This window comes from Metaclostridioides mangenotii (assembly GCF_018917235.1).
Lineage (GTDB): Bacteria > Bacillota > Clostridia > Peptostreptococcales > Peptostreptococcaceae > Metaclostridioides.
On the sequence record NZ_JAHLOF010000002.1, the window covers coordinates 20089 to 41206 of the forward strand.

Annotated in this window: 18 protein-coding genes; 3 read left to right on the plus strand and 15 right to left on the minus strand. The window is 30.9% G+C overall.

Annotation, left to right across the window (positions count from 1 at the left end; all coding sequences use genetic code 11):
* Positions 1-14 precede the first annotated feature (14 nt).
* The 10 genes from KQI18_RS03425 to KQI18_RS03470 form a co-directional block, all read right to left on the minus strand.
* Positions 15-512: a gamma carbonic anhydrase family protein gene (locus KQI18_RS03425; protein ID WP_216466272.1), complete on the minus strand. Its 498-nt coding sequence runs from the start codon at positions 510-512 to the stop codon at positions 15-17.
* Between the two features lie 19 nt (positions 513-531).
* A complete protein-coding gene (gene scfB / locus KQI18_RS03430; RefSeq protein ID WP_216466273.1) occupies positions 532-1902 on the minus strand; it encodes a thioether cross-link-forming SCIFF peptide maturase in 1371 nt (456 codons plus the stop codon).
* Between the two features lie 229 nt (positions 1903-2131).
* Positions 2132-2287, minus strand: a complete 156-nt coding sequence (locus KQI18_RS03435; RefSeq protein ID WP_216466274.1) for a cyclic lactone autoinducer peptide — start codon at positions 2285-2287, stop codon at positions 2132-2134.
* Positions 2288-2314: 27 nt separating this feature from the next.
* A complete protein-coding gene (locus KQI18_RS03440; RefSeq protein WP_216466275.1) occupies positions 2315-2899 on the minus strand; it encodes an accessory gene regulator ArgB-like protein in 585 nt (194 codons plus the stop codon).
* Between the two features lie 820 nt (positions 2900-3719).
* Positions 3720-5447, minus strand: coding sequence for a phosphoenolpyruvate--protein phosphotransferase (ptsP, locus tag KQI18_RS03445; RefSeq protein WP_216466276.1), 1728 nt, complete (start codon positions 5445-5447; stop codon positions 3720-3722).
* Between the two features lie 39 nt (positions 5448-5486).
* On the minus strand, positions 5487-5750 hold the full coding sequence (locus KQI18_RS03450) for an HPr family phosphocarrier protein (protein WP_216466277.1): 264 nt from the start codon (positions 5748-5750) through the stop codon (positions 5487-5489).
* Between the two features lie 47 nt (positions 5751-5797).
* Positions 5798-7027 carry a patatin-like phospholipase family protein gene (locus KQI18_RS03455; RefSeq protein WP_216466278.1) on the minus strand — a complete coding sequence of 410 codons (1230 nt, stop codon included), beginning with the start codon at positions 7025-7027 and terminating at the stop codon, positions 5798-5800.
* Positions 7028-7072: 45 nt separating this feature from the next.
* A complete protein-coding gene (locus tag KQI18_RS03460) occupies positions 7073-8842 on the minus strand; it encodes an Eco57I restriction-modification methylase domain-containing protein (RefSeq protein ID WP_216466279.1) in 1770 nt (589 codons plus the stop codon).
* 81 nt (positions 8843-8923) lie between these two features.
* The gene (locus tag KQI18_RS03465; RefSeq protein ID WP_216466280.1) at positions 8924-9736 is read right to left on the minus strand and encodes an N-acetylmuramoyl-L-alanine amidase family protein; all 813 of its coding nucleotides are present in this window, start codon (positions 9734-9736) and stop codon (positions 8924-8926) included.
* Between the two features lie 146 nt (positions 9737-9882).
* Positions 9883-10527 carry an undecaprenyl diphosphate synthase family protein gene (locus tag KQI18_RS03470; RefSeq protein WP_216466281.1) on the minus strand — a complete coding sequence of 215 codons (645 nt, stop codon included), beginning with the start codon at positions 10525-10527 and terminating at the stop codon, positions 9883-9885.
* A gap of 149 nt (positions 10528-10676) precedes the next feature.
* On the opposite strand from KQI18_RS03470, the gene KQI18_RS03475 reads away from it, so the two are divergent.
* The 3 genes from KQI18_RS03475 (at position 10677) to KQI18_RS03485 (ending at position 13868) form a co-directional block, all read left to right on the plus strand.
* Positions 10677-11717, plus strand: a complete 1041-nt coding sequence (locus tag KQI18_RS03475) for an NADH:flavin oxidoreductase (RefSeq protein ID WP_216466282.1) — start codon at positions 10677-10679, stop codon at positions 11715-11717.
* Between the two features lie 15 nt (positions 11718-11732).
* Positions 11733-12695, plus strand: a complete 963-nt coding sequence (locus tag KQI18_RS03480; RefSeq protein ID WP_216466283.1) for an LCP family protein — start codon at positions 11733-11735, stop codon at positions 12693-12695.
* Positions 12696-12893: 198 nt separating this feature from the next.
* Positions 12894-13868, plus strand: coding sequence for an LCP family protein (locus tag KQI18_RS03485; protein WP_216466284.1), 975 nt, complete (start codon positions 12894-12896; stop codon positions 13866-13868).
* Between the two features lie 81 nt (positions 13869-13949).
* Here KQI18_RS03485 and KQI18_RS03490 read toward each other — a convergent pair whose 3' ends face one another.
* The 5 genes from KQI18_RS03490 to KQI18_RS03510 all read right to left on the minus strand — a co-directional run bounded on the left by KQI18_RS03490 (position 13950) and on the right by KQI18_RS03510 (position 21050).
* Positions 13950-16061, minus strand: coding sequence for a family 10 glycosylhydrolase (locus KQI18_RS03490; protein WP_216466285.1), 2112 nt, complete (start codon positions 16059-16061; stop codon positions 13950-13952).
* A gap of 264 nt (positions 16062-16325) precedes the next feature.
* Positions 16326-16889: a C40 family peptidase gene (locus KQI18_RS03495; RefSeq protein WP_236887635.1), complete on the minus strand. Its 564-nt coding sequence runs from the start codon at positions 16887-16889 to the stop codon at positions 16326-16328.
* A 409-nt stretch (positions 16890-17298) separates the two neighbouring features.
* Positions 17299-17898: a 30S ribosomal protein S4 gene (gene rpsD, locus KQI18_RS03500; RefSeq protein ID WP_216466287.1), complete on the minus strand. Its 600-nt coding sequence runs from the start codon at positions 17896-17898 to the stop codon at positions 17299-17301.
* 320 nt (positions 17899-18218) lie between these two features.
* Complete coding sequence (locus tag KQI18_RS03505; protein WP_216466288.1) at positions 18219-18938, minus strand: C40 family peptidase; 720 nt, start codon at positions 18936-18938, stop codon at positions 18219-18221.
* 195 nt (positions 18939-19133) lie between these two features.
* The gene (locus KQI18_RS03510) at positions 19134-21050 is read right to left on the minus strand and encodes a nucleoside-diphosphate sugar epimerase/dehydratase (protein WP_216466289.1); all 1917 of its coding nucleotides are present in this window, start codon (positions 21048-21050) and stop codon (positions 19134-19136) included.
* Positions 21051-21118: the final 68 nt, after the last annotated feature.

Genomic DNA, 21118 nt, shown 5'->3' on the forward strand with positions numbered 1-21118 from the left:
TGTATCATATTATTCTATTTATATCCATTTGCAGTATCTACATACCATTTTGCAGAACTTTTATTTTCCTCTATATCTTCTTTGGTAAGTTCTCTAACAACTTTAGCTGGAATTCCCATAAGAAGCACACCGTCTGGAAATTTCTTGCCAGATGTAACTACACTGCCAGCAGCTACAATAGAATTTGCACCAATTATAGCATTATCTAAAACTATAGCTCCCATACCTATAAGTGTATTGTCTCCAATTGTCGCACCGTGAACTAAAGCTTTGTGTCCTACAGTTACATTGTTGCCAATTTTCGTTATATAGTCTCCGTGCAGAACAACTCCGTCTTGAATGTTTGTATTATCCCCTATTACTATAGATTCACCATCACCCCTTAAAACGGCATTGTACCAAATACTACAGTTTTTTCCTATCTTAACATCACCTATTATAGATGCAGTTTCTGAAATAAATACATTTTCGCCAATTTCCGGTTTTATACCTTTAAAATCTCTAATAACCATGTCCATCCTCCTAAAAAGATTACTTATTTCCTTTTGTCATTAGTTTTGCCTGAATCATAATTGCACACTCTGTACGCTTTCTTTGCATATCACATCCAAGCTCATAAGGTACAGTAATATCATTGTTGAAGTTAATCGCATTAGCATGACATCCACCTGAACAGTAAAATTTATTCCAACATTTTTTACATTCATCTTTACTGTACACATGTGCTTCTCTAAATGACTGCTTTAATTCTTTTGGCATTATAATTTCTTCATCAAATATATTTGCCATTTTGAATTCTTCATTTCCGACAAACTGATGACATGGATAAATGTCTCCTGATGGTGTTACTGATAGGTATTCATTTCCAGCTCCACATCCCGTTATTCTCTTAATAACGCAAGGCCCTTGATTTAAGTCAATCATATAGTGAAAAAATTTAAAACCTTCACCATTTAATTGTCTATCCGCATACTCATCTGCAAATTTTTCGTACTCTTCAAATATCTTTGGTAGATCCTCTTCTCTAAGCGCATAAGGATTACTTGCGTCTCCAACAACCGGCTCTACAGATGTAAGTTTAAAGCCTTCATTTGCAAAATGAATGATATCTTTTGAAAAATCCAAATTATCTCTAGTAAATGTACCTCTTATATAGTAGTATTTGTCTTTAGGTCTATTTTCAACCAACTTTTTAAATTTAGGCAAGATAATATCATAGCTACCCTTGTCGTTTACTGTTGGTCTCATGCTATCATTTATATCTTTTCTGCCATCTAAACTCAAGACTACATTGTGCATATTTTCATTAATATATTTTATTATTTCATCATTTAAAAGCACACCGTTTGTAGTTATTGTAAATCTTATATTCTTATTGTAGTCTTTCTCCACGCTTCTTCCATATTCGACCAATTGTTTAACAACGTCGAAGTTCATTAACGGCTCTCCGCCAAAAAAGTCTATTTCAAGATTTTTTCTATTGCCCGAATTATTAATCAAGAAATCTATAGCTGCTTTACCGACCTCAAAGCTCATCAATTCTTTGTCTCCACCAAAGTCTCCTTGAGCTGCAAAACAGTATTTACATTTAAGATTACAATCATGCGCCACATTTAGACATAGTGCCTTAACAACTTGTTCTCTATTTACAAAACTAGGATGATTTTCGTATGTATCCTCAGAATAGAGTAAACCATCATCTTTTAAACTAGTAATTTCATTATATGATTCACTTATCGATTTTTCGTCAAATTCTCCCTTCATTGAATCTATTATTTCTTCTCTAGTTTTATCCTCATAAAAATCTAACATCTTATATGATAAATCATCTAAAATATGCACTGATCCACCGTTTACATCTAGTGCAATATTATATCCATTCATTGAAAACTTATGTATCATAATAAACTTTACCTCCCAAGTTACTATATATATCGATTCTGCTAATATATATTTCAACTAATTATATCATATTGTATGTTTAAAAGACAAAAAAGTCATGGATAATCTCCATGACTTTCTATATTATTTCATTTATGTATTTAACACATTACTTCCCCCATACAGCATTAAAACAGCTTCTCTTCAAGCCACTTAATGATAAAAAAAATCTGAAACAATTAAAGTTAATTTATAAAATATGCTTACTAGTTTTCCCTCTTTGATTTGTTAATGGTTCTGGGTGGTACATAATCCAAGAACATGTAGTATTTGTTGATAAAACTGCTATGAACAATGCTACTATACTACAGCATTTTAACGTTTTTATCTTAAATATTTCTAACAACCAAATCTCCTCCAAAATATTATTTAATCAACTAGTTCGTCTGTTCGTAACTATAGCAAGAACTAGCATTATAAAAATCCAGTATAGCGCAAATGTACTAAAAATAAAGTAGTCTGTTAATATACCTAAATTTATACTAACTACATTTATTGAAAATACTATTAATGATAATGTTGCTGCAACTTTCTTATGATGAATTCTCTCAGCATTGCTTAATGGGTTATTTCTGTGTTCAACTGGTGCCAATTTGCAAATTCCAATTAAACTTATTGCTAATCCTATCATCAAAGGAATTTGCGTTGTATCTAAATTTATATTATTAATAATTAAAATTGTCACTAAATAAATTGTAGCGAAGGTCAGCAAACATCTTGAATAATTCTTTGCGTGAAAACCTCCAGCGTACTGTCGTATCGGACAATACGTCAATAAAAATAATAAAGTATGTACAAATTTTCCGAAAATTAAACCTATGAAAAGTACAGTCAAAGCATTAGCAGCAAAAGCAATTATTAGTTCAAATCCGTACGAATAGACCCTGAACTCATTTTCATCAATAAGCTCATTGGTGACTAGAACGGATGTAATTCTATCTGCACTTAATTTAAACATTTAATACCACCCTTTCAAATATCAATTAATTGAAGGATAACCCTTCATTTTGATTTTTTCAACACCTTAGGAAAAACTGGGCATTTAAAATACATAACTGGTCATATTTTTCGACTTTATTTCTAAAAAAACGTTTCCAAGCTGTAATTTCAATTGTGTCAAAGAATCTATTTTTGTTCATCTTATCTTTCATTATAAGAAATTCTGAAGAGTTTGTCTATTCATTTGTTAATAATTTATAAAACATCTTTCAATTTTCTCTAAAATCCACAAATTATGGATAACCTGTGCATAACCTGTGGGTATTTAAGTGTTTTTTGTGAGTAATTGTGGATAATATTTGGTCGAATAATCTGAGGCCCTGTTAAAAACTCACGACAAAAAATAAAATAGGAGTGGATAACCACTCCTATTAATATATAATAAACAAATAAACCCACAAATAGATCAAATTGAATATTTTATTAGAATGTTTCATTGTCTTTTCACATTTCTAAATTTAAGATCTACATAAACATCATTTAAAAGTAATTTTACAATTAAAATCTTCCATACTCAACCTTAACTCTTATATATAAAAATTTGGTGCTACTTGGGGTTTATTCGATTATCAATTCTGTATTTCTGAATTTATTATTTCTATTAATAATCAAGATAGTATAATATATTCTATGTCTATATATTATACTATTTTTGAAATATAATTCTCTATATTAATAAAAATATTTAAAAATATTTTTATTATGGTATTAATTAGTAAATACATAGTATAATTCATTAACTACAACTGAGGTCAAATATATTTATTTCAATTGTTCTTCTATTGAAATCTAAAGGACTGCTCTAGAAAATGATCCATATATTCGGATATTTCTTTAACTGTCTCCAATGAAAATACTATATTTTTTAGCTCTTCAAAATCCGATGTATTTAATGAACTAATTAAATTTCTAACATTTAAAATTGCAATCGGAGGCATTGATAGCTTATCAAACCCTATTGCCAGCAGGAGTGGTACCATTTTTAAGTCTCCACATGGTTCTCCACATATCTCAACCCACTTGCCCTCTTTTTTTGCATTTTCTAGTACAAATCTAATCAATCTCAGAACTCCAGGATTAAATTTTTCAAATATATCGCTTAAACGTTGATTCGTTCTGTCTGCAGCACAAGTAAACTGTATTAAATCCTCAATTTCAATAGATAAAAAATCCACATGCTTTATTATTATATCTGATATCATAGCCAAAGACGGAACTTCTATTACAACGCCAATCTCAACATTATCATTGTAGTCTATACCTTCTTTATCCAACTCTTGCAATGTTTCACTTAGTACTGACTTTACTTCTATGAGTTCTCTTAAACACGAAATCATCGGAAATGTAATTTTTAAATTTCCGTATACACTAGCTCTATAAAGAGCCCTCAATTGTGTTTTAAAAATATCTAATCTATCTAAACAAAGCCTTATAGATCTATATCCAAGTGATGGATTTAGCTCGTCATCTATATTTAAGTAACTAAGTTCTTCATCAGCACCTATATCTAAAGTTCGCATTATTATAGGTTTACCATCCATTTTTTTTATTATGGATTTGTACACTTCATATTGATGATTTTCGCTTGGGGATAAATCTCTGTTTAGGTATAGAAACTCTGTTCTACAAAGCCCTACTCCTTCTGCATCATTTTTTATAATATTATCTAAATCTATTTGACTACATATATTACCGTGCAAACTTACATTTTTACCATCTAATGTTATTGTATTTTTGCCTATTAAAGTATTTAGTATATCTTTTTCTCTATTGTATTTCTTTTTGTATTCTACATATTCTCTTATTGTATTTTCATCAGGATTTATAACCACTTTACCGCTTCGGCCATCAAAGACAATGTAGTCTCCGTTTTTCACTTTTTGGGTTATATCATTTAAACCAACTACAGATGGAACTTCTATACTTCTAGATATTATAGCTGAAATGGATGCATTTGTACCAAAATTACTTAAAACACCTACTACCATGTCTTCATTTATAAGATTTAAATCACTAATACCAAATTTATCACTTATTAAGACAGTATCTTCTTCTATTAAAGAAATATCGATGACTTCTAAACCCTGTAAGTGTTTAATTAATCTCTCAGTTGCACTTTTGATATCAAATGCCCTCTCTGATGTGTATGTGTTGCCCATAGACTCAAACATTGTTACAAATAGCTCTTTAGCTTGGATTAATGCATACTCTGCATTTACTTTTTCTTTATAAATTCTCTCTTTTGATGAAACAATCAAATCAGAATTATCAAGTATTGAGAGATGGTTTCTAACTAATTCAGCTTCATCATATGGCAATTCTTTTGAAGCCTTATTTTTAAGTTCTTCCATCTCGTATTTAGAAATTTCTACTGCTCTATCAAGTCTGTCAATTTCATAGTCTACATTGTCCACAATTTTCTTTTCAATAATAGGTTTATTGTCCACAACTACTAAAGCTTTTCCCATTGCAATACCTGGTGAAGCGCCTATACCATTTAGAAACATAGAAATTCCCCCCATAATTGTAAGATATCGACAATCTATTTACTTTTCATCAAATTCGTTTTCAACCAAATCTACAAGTGACTGTAACGCTTCTTCTTCGTCTATTCCATTAACTACTATTTTTATTTCCTCTCCTTGCGAAAGTCCCAAGCTCATTATTCCCATTATAGATTTTGCATTTACTTTTCTATCTTTTGATATAACATCTACATCTGATCTAAACTTAGATGCCTCTTTTACAAACATTCCCGCAGGTCTTGCATGAAGCCCACTTTTATTTTTTATCCTTACTGTTTTTTCCATAGTTTTATGTCCTCCTAAGTTTAAATTATATCTATTTTAACATTTTTCTATTTACACTTACCACTAATACCTTTAATTATATTGTTAACCAACAATTTTGATGTTTTATTCTTTTTTAAAAGACTTATATTTTTCGGTATTATAGGTTTAGATCCAAAACTTGATATTATGTCATTATTTGAATCAATGTTTGCATTAACAATATTTAGCACTTTATTAAAATCGTATAATTGAACTCTATTAACACTATTCTCTTCAAGCTTAGTTTCATATATACGATAAAATAAATCTTGATATGAAAAGCTTTTCGGTAAACCTACTATATCTCCCACTTTTGGTATTACTACTTCCATAAGCGTTCTCAAATTAGGATCTTTTCTAATATTTAAAAGAATACATAAATTTTCAATTGTTTCTTTGTCCAATCTTCTAAACATTTCGAAACAATAATCATCGTCGTACTTGTACTCTACATCAAAAAAATAATTAACACCATTGCATCTACCATATGCTTTCATAGTATCAAGATATCCTAAATTTATATTTTTCTCAACACTATCTTTATCTTTATTTAGAGAACCGCCTAAATATTCAGATGGAATTATAGTTTTAATATTTATATCATGATATTTATTTAAATTCATTTTTCCAATAATATCATCTACAAGTCGTATTACAACTATATCTTCATATCCTTTATCTTTTAGTAAACCTACTGGTATGTTGTCTGAAAACATTCCATCAAGATACAGTCTATCATCCATTTTATTCATCTGGAATATAGGTAGACTAGAGCTTGCTATTAGATAGTCAATTAATCTACCTTCTGGTATATCCTCTATATAAAGTTGATGAGGATTTAATCTTTTATCCCAGTAAACTGTAACAAGACCAAAGTCTTTATATGAATCTCTAAGTATTTTTTCATCTAAAGTTTTTTCTAGCAGTGATCTCAAAGGTGTAATATCTATACCTTGATTTTTTCTAGCCTTATTCATAAGTTCTAAAACGCTATTAAAATTTTTGGTAGAAAAAGTTATGTCTTTGATTTTTTCATAGCTTTCTTCGTCGATGTTCATAAAGTATGTATAATCGTAGTTTAGCCAAATATCCTCCATAATTTCAATATTATCTTGAACAATATACGCTCCATTTAATGCTCCTATCGATGTACCAGATACTCCTTGAAACTCCATACCTAATGATTTGAAAGCCTTATATGCTCCTATTTGGTATGCTCCTTTTGTACCTCCACCTTCTAGTACTAATCCTCTCATATCATCACCTACTAAATTTAAGCTTTTTTTGATTTATAAATACATTTAAGAATTATATTTTACCATATTTATCTTTTCTAAACACAGAGACTCTAGTATTAATTCATCTAATTCACTCTTTAAGTATTCAGTATTTTGAATACGGTGTTGAGATTTGTGTTTTATCTCAAAAATTATTTCCTTAGATAAAGATTCTATTTTTTTGTAGTTTTCTCCTTTAAAAATTTTCATCTTTAATACTTTATTTGGATAGTAATCGTATATACCTCTACTCATTTTTTTGGCAGTAATTTTATAATACTTATCATAAACACTAGAATTTAAAATTCCTACCAGATACTCATATGAAAATTCATCTAAATACTCCTCTTTTATTGAGAATGAATAAACATCTGCACTTGAGAAGTTGAAGTCGTAATCGATTGCGAATTTATTTTCTCTCGATTTATATGGGTACATAATTTTGACCCTTTCAAATAACTCTTCACTTCTACCCCATTGCAACTCATACCATTTTCTAATACTCTTTTTACACTCTCTTCTGTTCTCCAATTTCTCTTTGTATTCATTTATTATAGATTTAAAATAGTCTAGTTCCTCCCCATCTTCAATTGCATTTGAGTAAACTAGTCTGAATTCACTAGAATCAACACAGTATTTCTGTATGTTTTTATTTTTCACCCATTTTTTAATAAATCTGTTATTTACTTTATCTAGCCTTTTATCCTCTCTATTGTAAATAAATGCTTTATCGCAGCCCGTTATTACACCCTGAAAACTTTCAACGATATCACCAAGTTCATAAGTGCATTTATTTTGAATCATTGTGTAAAATTTTTCACTATCTTCATCAACAATAATCCAATCTCCATCTTGATAGCTTCTCTTAATCTTTAAGTGCTCAAATTTATCGCTTTTTATGTAAATAGAAAGCTTTTTTATTTTTTTTATGTCTATATCTTCGTCTAAAGTCCTATATACATCGTCAAATTTTTTTTGGTTTTGTTTATTAAATGTGAGTATACAACTTGAAATACCAACATTTTTAAAAATATTAGCTCCTAAAAAATCCACACACTCTTCTATAGATATATTTTCATCTATATATTTTCTTAAATCCTTAGCTGAAGGGCTTTCCAAAAAATACCTAGGTGTTATTATACTGCTCTTTCCACAATCAGATAATAGCTCTACGATCCTTTTAATAAAGCAAAAGTATAAATCCGACTTATCCTTATAGACTTCGCTATAATTTTGACTTAAAAATTCCCTGTACTCTTTATCAATATTTTTATGACCCACATATGGTGGGTTTCCTATTATGTAATCAAATTTATAATCACAATCGTAGTTGAGAGCATCAATACAGAGAATATTTTTTTTATAAATACTTTCTTCATAGTTAACATTAGTTTTATTTGATAGTGACTTTCTGAGTATATTAATAGCTTCACTGTCTATATCAGTACCATAAAGGCAGTTTTTTATTATGTGGTTGTGAATATTTGCTTCATTCCAATAGTTTTCACCATATATGTTAGAAAGTCTTTCTAAATTTTCTTTGAACTTACTGTATAGTACATCGTAGGCAACTAATAAAAAATTACCGCATCCACATGAAAGATCAAATACCTTTGGGTATGGATTTTCTATAATATCATGTTTATATAAAGTTTTTTCCATAATGTATTCAACAATAAATTTAGGTGTATAATATACCCCTGAACTTTTTCTTATCCCCTCATCTAATCCCTGTTCATAGTTATAAGATACAATAAAGTCATCTTCCTTATTGTAATTTCTATCCCCGTGCATCTTGCCCTCCAATCAAAACTCTTCATAGATAACAAAAAAGCTGATTATGTTAAAATCAACTTTCTCAATACAAATTATTAATTATTTTGTCTGTTTATTATCTAAAAATGATAGTATTCCTTGAATAATACCTTCTGCTAATTGATCTTGATGCTTTTTGTCTAATAACTTCTTTTCATCTTGAGGATTTGTTAAGAATCCACATTCTACCAATATGGCTGGCATATCTGAATCTCTTAAAACCTCAAAGTTATTTTCTAATATACCCCTATCTTTTTCTTTTACATAAGATAACATTGTCTGTTGTACACTTTCCGCTAGTTTTTTTGAACCATCTGTTGCTCCAGCCCTGTACCAGGTCTCAATGCCAGTAGCTGTAGTTTCACCTTCTTGTGCATTTAAATGGATCGACACCAATGCATCAACTGAGTTTTTCTTTGCTGTATTTACTCTTTCATCCAAGCTCACATACTTATCATCTGATCTTGTAACCAATACTTGTACATCTTTTTGCCTAGAGAGTTTATTCGCGACTTTCTTTGCAATTTCAAGGTTCAAATCCTTTTCATAAATATTTTCGTCTTGTTTACTCTGGGTTCCTTTGTCATTTCCCCCATGACCAGGATCTATCAGGACAGTAAATTTCTTATTTTTATTTTCTTCTTCATCGCCTAAGTCAAATTGTTCATCTGACTTAACTTTTTGATCTGTCTTTTGAGCAGCCTTGTTGTAATTCTTTATAAGCGCCGATACACCTTGAGATGCCTTAAACATACAAAACACAAAGAAAACAGTAATCAAAATTACTAGCAATAACTTCTTTTTATTTATTCTTTTTTTCTTTCTTCCCTTTGAAGTTTTCCCCCTCAAGTTGTCGCTTTTCTTCTCTGACATCCCAACACCCTTCTCAGTTATAAAATTTAGTAATTTTGTATTAATCTTTATTTTCTAAATAATAAAGATATATTAATGATATTTTATCACCAAGAGCAATTTTTTTCAACACGATATCTTACTAAAAAGCTCTAAAAATGCAGATTTTATCCACCTAAAGTTATATCTTGTGTATCATACCAACCAAAAGCCTCTTTTATTTGGTCCTTCTCAAAGTCTGGCCAGAAATTGTCGATAATGTAAAAGTCTGCATAAATTGACTGGATAGGTAAAAATCCACTTAATCTTCTTCTTCCACCCCATCTAATAATAAGGTCCAATCTAGACACGTCAGAAGATTGTATATGATCTTGTATATTGTTCTTATTTATGCCCTGGGCACCTGCAATATTATTGACATCCCAGTACCATCCATAATTAACAAGTAAATTTGCCTTAATTTGATTTTCTCTTGCCTCTATTCTATTTGTATAAGGAAGCAATTCTTCTGGAAACATAGGCGAGCTAGTATTACCTAAAACTAATAGCGCAGCCCCTTCATCTAATAGTATATTTGCTGCCTTTATACAAGCATCTGTAAATGCCTTGGTTTGATCTGCAGGTCTTCTCGTATTATCTGTTGTAAATCCGTAAAATGTAACTTCATCGCATCCACTATCTCTACAGTACCTATAAGCTTCGAGTCCTGGGTCAATTCCACTTATATATCCTTTGTCCTTTGTCATCCCTTTATTAGTAGCCCAACGTCTATTCCCATCTGGTATTATTCCAACATGTTTTGGTATTCTCATTTAAAATCACCTCTTATACCCATTATTGTCACAAATTTACTATATTAATCACTATAATTTATTAAATTATTACAAAATACGTTTAACAAAGAATAAATGTGTAGTAAACTATATTAATATAGATTTTTTTATATATTGGAGGAAGATTGATGAAAAATTTATTTGATAAAACATCAATGAAAAATATGAGTTTAAGAAATAGATTTGTAAGATCTGCTACATGGGAAAATCGAGCTAAAGAAAATGGCGAAATTGATAATGAAATATTAGAACTATACAGTGATCTAGCTGATGGAGAAGTAGGTCTTATTATTACTAGTTATGCATATATAACTAAAGATGAACAACCTAACCCTAGAATGTTAGGTATATATGATGATTCTTTAATAAAAAGCTACAAAAAATTAGTTGAAACAGTACATAACAGAGGTTCAAAGATAATGATGCAAATTGTATACGGTGGCTCTAGTACAAACTACAATACAAAAACGAGAACAATTTTAGGTCCATCCAGTGTTCCAAATATATATAAAGGTACGGTACCTAAAGAAATGGATAAAGACGATATTGATAATATAGTAAATTTGTTTGCAACTGCAGCTTTAAGATGTAAAAAAGCTGATTTTGATGGAGTGCAAATACACGGAGCACACGGGTACCTGTTAAGCCAATTTTTAGATCCTTACCACAACAGAAGAACAGATGAGTACGGTGGATCTATTGAAAATAGATCTAGAATAATTCTCGATGTTTACAAAGCAGTTAGAAAAAGTGTTGGAGACGACTTTCATGTAGGTATCAAGATCAATAGCAGCGACAATAGAGATGGAGGAGCTACAATTGAAGACTGTATTTACGTTTCAAATGAATTGGACAAAATTGGTATTGATTCTATAGAAGTTAGTGGAGGCGAGTTTTATAAATTTAAAGGCGAGTCGTATTTTAAAGAAGATGCTTCTAGGGTCGCTTCAACTGTAAAATGTCCAGTGATACTTGTAGGCGGCAATAGAACTTTAGAGAACATGAATAATATTTTAAACAATACAAATATTGAATACTTCTCTATGGCAAGGCCACTTATACGCGAGCCGAAATTGATAAAATCATACGAGAAAAACAACTCGTATAAACCAAAATGTATTAACTGTGGTAACTGTATGAGCGTTGAGAAGACGTGTATATTCAATTAGAGAGGTGGAAATTTTTTGTCTGGATTAAAAAAGCTGGTGGCATTTTTGACTATATTAGTTGTAGCCTTTCCAGCTAGCATATATGGATACGTTTATTTTAAATTAAAAACAATACAAGACAATAGTATAAATATTGGTTCTTTAAATAGCAATGATTACAAGAGTGAAAAAAGTATTACAAATATTTTACTTCTTGGTACAGATGCAAGACCTGGAGAAGATAAATCTAGATCAGATGCAATGATGATACTTACTATAGACAATAAAAACAAGAGTCTAAAGTTAACATCACTTAATAGAGATACATTTGTTGAGATTCCTGGTCACGGTGAACAAAAACTTACTCACGCATATGTTTACGGTGAAGCAGAACTACTTATAGACACTATTGAACAAAACTTTGAGCTAGATATACAACACTATGCAACTGTAGACTTTAATTCATTTATAGATGTAATAGATGCATTAGGTGGGGTCGAAGTCGAAGTTAAACAAAGCGAAATAAGAGAATTGAACAAGTTTATACCAGAAACTTACAGATGGTCTAAAAATAAGGATAAAGGTCCAATTGAATACATCCAAAACTCTGGTAAACAAAAACTTAACGGGTATCAGGCTCTTTCATTCTCTAGAATTAGAAAGAACGATAGTACTGCAGAAAGAGATAGAAGACAGAGAGATGTAATACAAGCTTTAATAAATGAGGCTAAAAATCTGCCTAAGAATAAATATCCTGGACTTGCTAATTCGCTACTACCATACGTTAAGACAAATATGAGTCCTAACACAATGATAGCACTTGGCACACAACTTATAGGTATCGGAAATCTGGATCTCAAGTCGCTAGAATTCCCTATGGATATAGACAAAGGAAGAAAAATTGGAAATTCGGGCTTCGTAATTCCATTTGACTCAGAAGATTTAGAAGTACTTCACGATTTTATATTTAAAGATGTTGAATATAATAAAGGTGAATAAAATTAAAACAACAATACTTAGGTAGACATTTTTGTCTACCTTTTTTTATTTAAAAACATAAAAAATAGAATATTTTTTGTTTTTTCATATATTATTCATATTGGGCTACAAAATATTCTATTGAATAAATTCTCATACTTTATTATAATTAGGTGTACGTTGTTAAAACCCACGAAAAATCAGAAAGAAGGGATATATATGTCAAAACTTAAGAAATTCGTTGTCTTCCTGGCAATTCTTGTTGTAGCGTTCCCAGCAGGAGTATATGGATATTTTTATTATAAATTATCTATGATACACGATTCTAGTATAGGGAATTCTGCGCTAGACAATTTGAACTACAAGTACGAGGAAGGAATAACTAATATCTTATTAATGGGTACAGATGCGAGGCCAGATGAAGAAAAATCTAGATCGGACGCTATGATGATATTGACAATCGACGGCAAGCATGGAAGTGTCAAACTAACATCTCTTGCACGTGACTCTTATGTAGATATACCGGGTCATGGCAATCAAAAATTGACACATGCAAATGTCTATGGAGGATCAGATTTATTAATCGAAACTATCGAACAGAACTTTGAGATAGACATCAATTACTACGCAACTGTAGACTTTGAATCTTTTATGTATATAATCGATACTTTAGGTGGGGTTAAGGTTAATGTTGAAAAGGGATATATAAAAGAGCTGAATAAATTTATTCCAGAAACTTATGAGTGGTACAAAGGCAACGAAAAAGGCGACATTGAGTATATTAAGAAATCAGGAGAGCAAACTTTAAACGGTTACCAAGCTCTATCATTCACACGTATTAGACACAATGACACAGCCTTTGAAAGAGATAAAAGACAGAGAGAGGTTATGCAAAGCATACTAACCTCAGTTAAAGATCTTTCAGTTACTAAATATCCTCAGCTTATGAACTCTGTTTTACCATATGTTAAGACAAATATGAAACCTAACGAAATACTTGCTCTAGGAACAGAGGTCCTTAAAATAGGAAACTTTAATATTAAGCAATTTGAATTCCCTATTGATGATGGAGTCCACAGTACAGGCGGTATTTACGGAAGTGCTGGATGGGTTCTGAGATTTGAAGAGGATTCACTAAGCATACTACACGATTTTATATTTGAAGACAAAGAGTACAACTCAAGTAATGAGTAAGTTAAAATCAAATAATAAATTTAAGCTAATCAAGTAAATTAAAAGCACTTTGAAGAAATTATCTTCAAAGTGCTTCTTTGTTTAAGCAATTAAATTTAACAATCTAATTAAGGCAGTTCTATTTATACCTCCGCCAATTTCGTACACTAAATCAGATTTTTTAGCATCTAATACGGTACTTTGTGTTGTACTTACGCTGTTGCCAAGTAATACTACAGGTGAATTTGTTTTCGCTGCTAATGGTCCGGCGGTAAGCGCATCAACTAACTGATCGCTCTTGCTTACATAAACTGAACTATATGTTTGCTCTGGATAGAACTTCTCTATAACTTTTGCATTTGTTTCTTGTCTATCGCTACCTGCTATTCTATTCTTAGAAACATCAGATGACACGATAGAATCTACTTTAGAGATTACCTTATCAGAAAGACTTGCTGTTCCTCCTATAAAGTATGCATCTTTAACTTCTTTATCTTTAATCCAATCATAAATTCCACTGTTTATATCATCTTTTGATGCTAAAACTATTGGCTGTTTTTCTGCTCCAGCTTTTGAAGCTATAGATAATGAATCAGCCTCTCCTATTCCACTTGTTACATATACTTTATTTACATCGTTCTTTTCTGCAACTTTCTCTGCAATCAATAAAGATGTCTCATATCTATCTGATCCTCCAACTCTATCTATTGTTATATCAGAACCTAGATCTTTAATAACACTTTCTACTTTAGTCCCTATTGAATTTTCTCCACCTATCAGTATTACATGTTTAGGGTTTAATCTCTTTAATTCATTTGTTGTTGAAGTAGCCACCTTATCCTTTTCAACTAGAAGAGTTGGTGCTTCATTAGTTGTCGCTAGAGGCGTAGAAGTAATTCCATCTACTATTGAATAACCATTTACTAATACTACTGTGTCAGATCCATTTGCCCAACCTTTTTTACTTATTTCTACTGCCGTTTCGTATCTAGTATCCCCTTCTAACTTTTCAACTTTTACATTTTCAGGAGCTACTTCTTCATCTTTGGGATAAAGTTTCTTTAAATCATTCTGTAATGACGTGCTATTAATAATATCTTTCGCTGAGAAATACATACTTCCCTTTATCTCTGGGTACTTTCTATTTAATTCTACTTGTTGAACAATTTCTTTCGCTATATTTTGCCCACCATAGCTACTCTGTCCTTGTTTGTATATACCTTGTCCTATGTATAGATCTACGTTTGTTCCTTTAACTTCATTTGCCCACCATGCCACTAATTTTGAATAGTCAGCAGCTTTTAGACCTATAGGCCAGTAAAGTTGTGGTACAACATAGTCTACAAGACCTTGTCTTATCCAAGCTCTTGTATCTGCATATGTACCTACATAGCTTTCATTTCCACTAGTGTCTGAACCTGTAGGCTCTGATGCTGATTTGTTTCTCCATATACCTGCTGGGCTTACACCAAATACCACATTTGGTTTAGATGCCTTTACAGCTGCCTTTACTTGTCTTAAAAGGTCATTGACATTTTCTCTTCTCCAGTCATCTTTGTTTACACCATTTCCATACTTAGAATATGCATCTGCATCGTCAAAGCTTACTCCTGGGTAAAAATAATCATCGAAGTGAACGCCATCTATGTCGTATTTATTTACAACTTCCATTACACTATCTACTATATACTTTTTGACTTCTGGTAATCCTGGATTATAGTAGTATTTATTACCGTGTTTTACAACCCAACCTGGATTCTTAATTGCAGGGTGATTTGCTGGAAGCTTTGTTAAACTCTCATCAGCCATAGTAATTCTGTAAGGGTTAAACCATGCATGAAACTCCATTCCCCTCTTATGAGCCTCTTCTATTAAGAATGGAAGGGGATCGTATCCGGGATCCTTACCTTGTACACCAGTTAAGTATTCAGACCAAGTATTTATAGTTGATTTGTAAATTGCATCTGATTTTGGTCTTACTTGAACAACAACAGTATTTATTCCCGTACTCTGTAATTTATCTAGTAAGTTTATGTACTCTTGTTTTTGCTTAGATTCATTGTTTTTAGTCGATGGCCAGTCTATATTGTATACTGTTGATATCCATGCTGCTCTCATCTCTTTATTACTTTTAGTTGTCTGCGCAGACACGCCAGCTACACTTGATGTGAATACCAAGATAAAGGCCAACAATATCGATTCTATTTTCTTCATATTATTTCCCCCTGTTTTTCTTTTGTAATTATTTTATTTCTTGATTTGTAACCAATTTGTTACACTTACTTACTAAGTATAACCAAGTTCTATATTATATGTCAATTAATGACATTAATATTAATATTTACAATTATTACTAATATTTTTATCAATTATGTTAATCATTTATAAACACAAATTAAAACAGCAGAGAATTATATTCTCTGCTGTTTTTCTTAGAAGGTATATATTAATTTTAAAAACATTGACTAAGTTAAATTGTTATTCTTGGATAATACGTCTTGCTGTTATAAATCTATTTGAATAACTTCCTGTATCCATTCTTGTAATCTTTACTACATCCCCAGTTTGTGGTGAGTGTATAAATTTCTGATCACCTACGTACATCCCAACGTGAGTTATACTTCCCCCTGAACCAAAGAATACTAAATCCCCCTCTTTAAGGTTGTTTCTCTCTACTTTTGTACCAGCTTTAGCCTGGTCCCTAGAAACCCTTGGAAGTGATACATCTGCTGCATTTTTGTAAACATAAGTAGTAAATCCTGAACAGTCAAATGAATCTGGCCCAGTCGCTCCCCACTTATATGGTTTACCTTGTTGCTCATATGCTAAATCTAGAACTTTCTTTACTTTTGAGCTCTTTTCTTTATTTGCTGCCACTATACTATCATTAAGCTGAGCACTACTTTCTTTTGTCTGAGATACCATTGATTGAGAATCTGTTTCAACCGCAGTAGCAATTACTTGCCCTTCTAAAAGTGTAAAGCCTGCTATCAATACTCCCGCTATTAACTTTTTAAATTTTTTATTTTTTATGTTAATCATCTTATCCCCCATATATTAAAAGTAATCATTCTGTTACTTTTCTTAAGCACCCGATTATTTGTTACTATTTTGTTACTTTTTAAATTCATAAATATGATTCTATACTATTCACACAAAAATTACAAGACTTTTTTGTAATTCTTTTGTAACTTTTTACATCTATTCTGTAATATCTTTGTTTCTTTTGATTTATATGTATATACGACTATTGAAATATCAACATTTTGATTTTTTCCAAATTTTCGAACAACGTTTCATTTTTTTATCTAATTGTATCAGTATATTATTGAAATAAAAAATCACGGCGTGCAGTCCGTGATTTTTTAGAAGAGTTTAATTTAAATTGATTATATATGAGGCGTAAAGATATGCAATCTTTAATTATGGATTTTATAGCATGTATTCATTATTATAAGCGTTTAGAATAGTACTCAACAACAAGTATATCATTTATTTCGATTGGTACTTCTTGTCTCTCTGGACGCTTAATAAGCACACCTGAGTAACTATCTAAATCTTTGCTTAAATATGGATATTGGCTAAAGGCATTAATTTGAAAACTTTCTTTAAACATAGTATTGCTTTGAGACTTTTCTCTTAATGATATTACTTCTCCAATAGAAACTCCGTATGAAGGTCTGTCTACTCTCTTACCATTTACAAGTATATGCCCATGTACAACCATCTGTCTAGCTTGTCTTATTGAAATAGCAAAACCTAGTCTATACACCAAGTTATCTAATCTACACTCTAAAAGTTGAATAAGTGCAGTACCTGTAGATTCTTCAGATTTATTAGCTTTTTTTACATAGTTTACAAATTGTTTTTCTAAAACTCCGTAATAAGCTCTTAATCTTTGTTTTTCTAGTAGTTGGATTCCGTATGGAGATAATTTCTTATCTGCTCTAGAAGTTCCTTTTGCAGCTCTATCCATTGCTTTTGGATGTCCACATACATTAAGACCTAGTCTTCTACACTGTTTAAATCTCGGTCCCATCATTTTCGCCATAATTATCATTCTCCTTAGTATTAGAAAATTTTGCCGCGATAACTTTAAGCCTGAAAAAATTATATCATATTTCTTTTTTATTGTAAATGAATTTCATTATCATTATATGTTTTTATGTAAATATTTTTTTACCAAACAAAATAGTAATAAAATTACTGATATTTTGTTTAGTATTTTTTGCTTAATAAGTATATTGCTGCTTATATATATCATTTTTATATTTTTTATAAAATAAAAAACAGTAGAGATATCTATCTCTACTGTATATATTCTAAGTTGTTTTTAACTATGTATTTGTAATTGTATATTATTGTAGTTTATTAGTTTTGTACTATACGTCTAGCTGTTATAAATCTCTTAGAGTAGCTTCCTGTATCCATTTTACTAACTTTTACTACGTCACCTGTTTGTGGTGAATGTATGAACTTTTGATCACCAACGTACATACCAACGTGAGTTATGCTCTTACCAGAACCGAAGAATACTAAATCTCCTGGTTGTAAATTAGCTCTATTTACATAAGTTCCAACTGTAGCTTGACTTCTAGATACTCTTGGTAGAGTTATTCCAGCACCGTTTTTATATACATAAGAAGTTAATCCAGAGCAGTCAAATGAGTTAGGTCCAGTTGCACCCCATCTATATGGCTTTCCTTGTTGCTTATAAGCTAGGTTTAGTATATTTTCTATTTTGTCACTATTACCTTTGTTTGGTGTTCCACCTTTTATAGTTAAGTATTTTCCGTTTACCCAACCAGTAACATTATCAATTGTGTGAATTTTTACCCATCCATTGTAATGCATATCTAAAACATCTACTTTGTCTCCAGTGTTTATTCTACCTACAACTTTTCCACTTACTCCAGCAGTATTTCTCATATTTAAAAAGTCACATTCATTTACAATTGCAGCTGGCTCTTTACTATCTGTAGCCTCAGCTGCATTTGCTTGAACTGCCATTCCTTCCATCAGTACGAATCCTGATATTAATAGCATAGCTATTGTCTTTTTAAACATATTCTTTTTGCTTTTGATTATCATAGTTAAAATTTCCCCCATTTATTATTTACAAATTTGTTACTTTCTCAAAACAACTAATTAATATTCTAACTCATGAATAAAAAAATTGCAACCATTTTTGTAACATTTTTGTAATTTTTCCTTTTTTTAGGGGTTATTGTTTCTTTTTTTAAGCAGTTTTTTATCTTTTTTTCATAAATTCAGACGAAATTGTAACTAATCATCAATTTTAGTTATAGCTATTTCCCTCTCATTTGCCTCCTCAGCACTTATATAGGTAGTAACCAATGATTTCATCAAATAATCTATTTTATCCGTCTCTTCGTCCTCTGTAACCTTTTGTAACTCTTTTAAAATTTTTAGTATTTTATCTCTATTTATGTTTATTGGCTTACCAATAAATATTTTTTTATGTTCAGTTTCTAAAAGACCTTCTTCAGACATCAACAATTCTTCATAGAGTTTTTCACCTGGTCTAAGTCCAGTAAACTTAATTTTAATATCTACACCTGGTTCTAATCCACTAAATTTAATTAAGTTATTTGCTAAATCCAATATCTTTACTGGTTCACCCATATCAAGAACAAATATCTCTCCGCCTTTAGCCATAGCGCCAGCCTGAATAACTAATCCTACAGCTTCTGGGATCGTCATAAAATATCTAATTATCATTGGATGTGTAACAGTTACAGGTCCGCCGTCCTCTATTTGCTTTTTAAAAAGAGGTATCACACTTCCATTACTTCCTAATACATTACCAAATCTTACAGCTACAAACTCTGTCTCACTCTCTTCGTTCATAGTTTGTATAATCATTTCAGCAGCTCTTTTTGTAGCCCCCATAATATTGGTAGGGTTCACAGCTTTATCTGTAGAAATAAGTACAAATCGCTTTGCATTGTATTTAGATGCAACTTTTGCTGTATTAAGGGTTCCAAATATATTATTTTTTATTGCTTCTCCTGGGCTAAATTCCATAAGAGGTACATGTTTATGTGCCGCTGCGTGAAATACTATCTCAGGTCTGTATTTTTCAAATATTTCTTCTAATCTTCTCTTCTCTCTTATTGATGCTATAACAACAACTAAGTCAAGATTGTCCCCATATTTTCTGACAAGCTCCTGTTGAATTGCATAAGCATTATTTTCGTAATTATCTAGTATTATTAGTTTATTAGGGCTGAAGCTTGCTATCTGTCTGCAAAGCTCTGATCCAATGGATCCTCCCCCTCCTGTTACTATTACACTCTTACCTTCTATATAGTTACTAATATCTTTATAGTCAACTTCTATAGGCTCTCTTCCCAATAAATCTTCAATTCTAACATCCCTAATATGCTTAACATTAACTTTTCCGTCAATAATTTCGTAGATTCCCGGGATTGTTTTTACTTTACAATTCGTATTCTTGCATATATCTAAGATGTCCTTTTTTTTCTGCTTATCAATATTAGCTATAGAGAAAATTATCTCATCTATTTTATATTTCTCAGCAATTTCAATAATTTCATTGCTAGTACCTACTATTTTCACATTGTGAATTACTCTACCCTTTTTATCAGGATCATCGTCTATTATCGCTACAGGTGATTTTCTTAATCTAGGGTTTCTATTTAATTCCTGAACTACCATTTCTCCCGCATTACCTGCTCCAATTATTAATACATTTGATATTCCATCCATCATTGATGTTTTATTAGCAATAATTTTTATCGCTCTATATGTTATTCTATAACCAAGTGTAAACATTATTACGAATATCGTATTAAGTGCATAAAATAGTGCGGAATAATTGTATCCAAAAATCTTGTGAATTAAAATAACAGGTATCAAGTATGCAAACGTAGCCGTAAAAATCGATATTATTCCTTCTTCTCCTGCATATCTCCAAAGTGTACTATAGCACCTAAATACAATGAACGTAAAAATATGAAGGAAAATATACACAATTAATGGAATAAAGTTTCCTTTAATTAAAAATCCGTTTGATGATTTTGTAAGATTAAATGACATTTCGAAAGCTATCAATACACACAGTGCATCGAATAAAACCAACATAAACTGTCTAAACCTGTGTTTTCTCATCAGTATTGCAATTGAGCTATCTCTCTTTAGTCTAAATCTTCTTTCCATTTTTGATATACAACCTCCTTTGCATCTATATTATGCTTAAAAGACTTTTATTTTTTATAAATTTATCC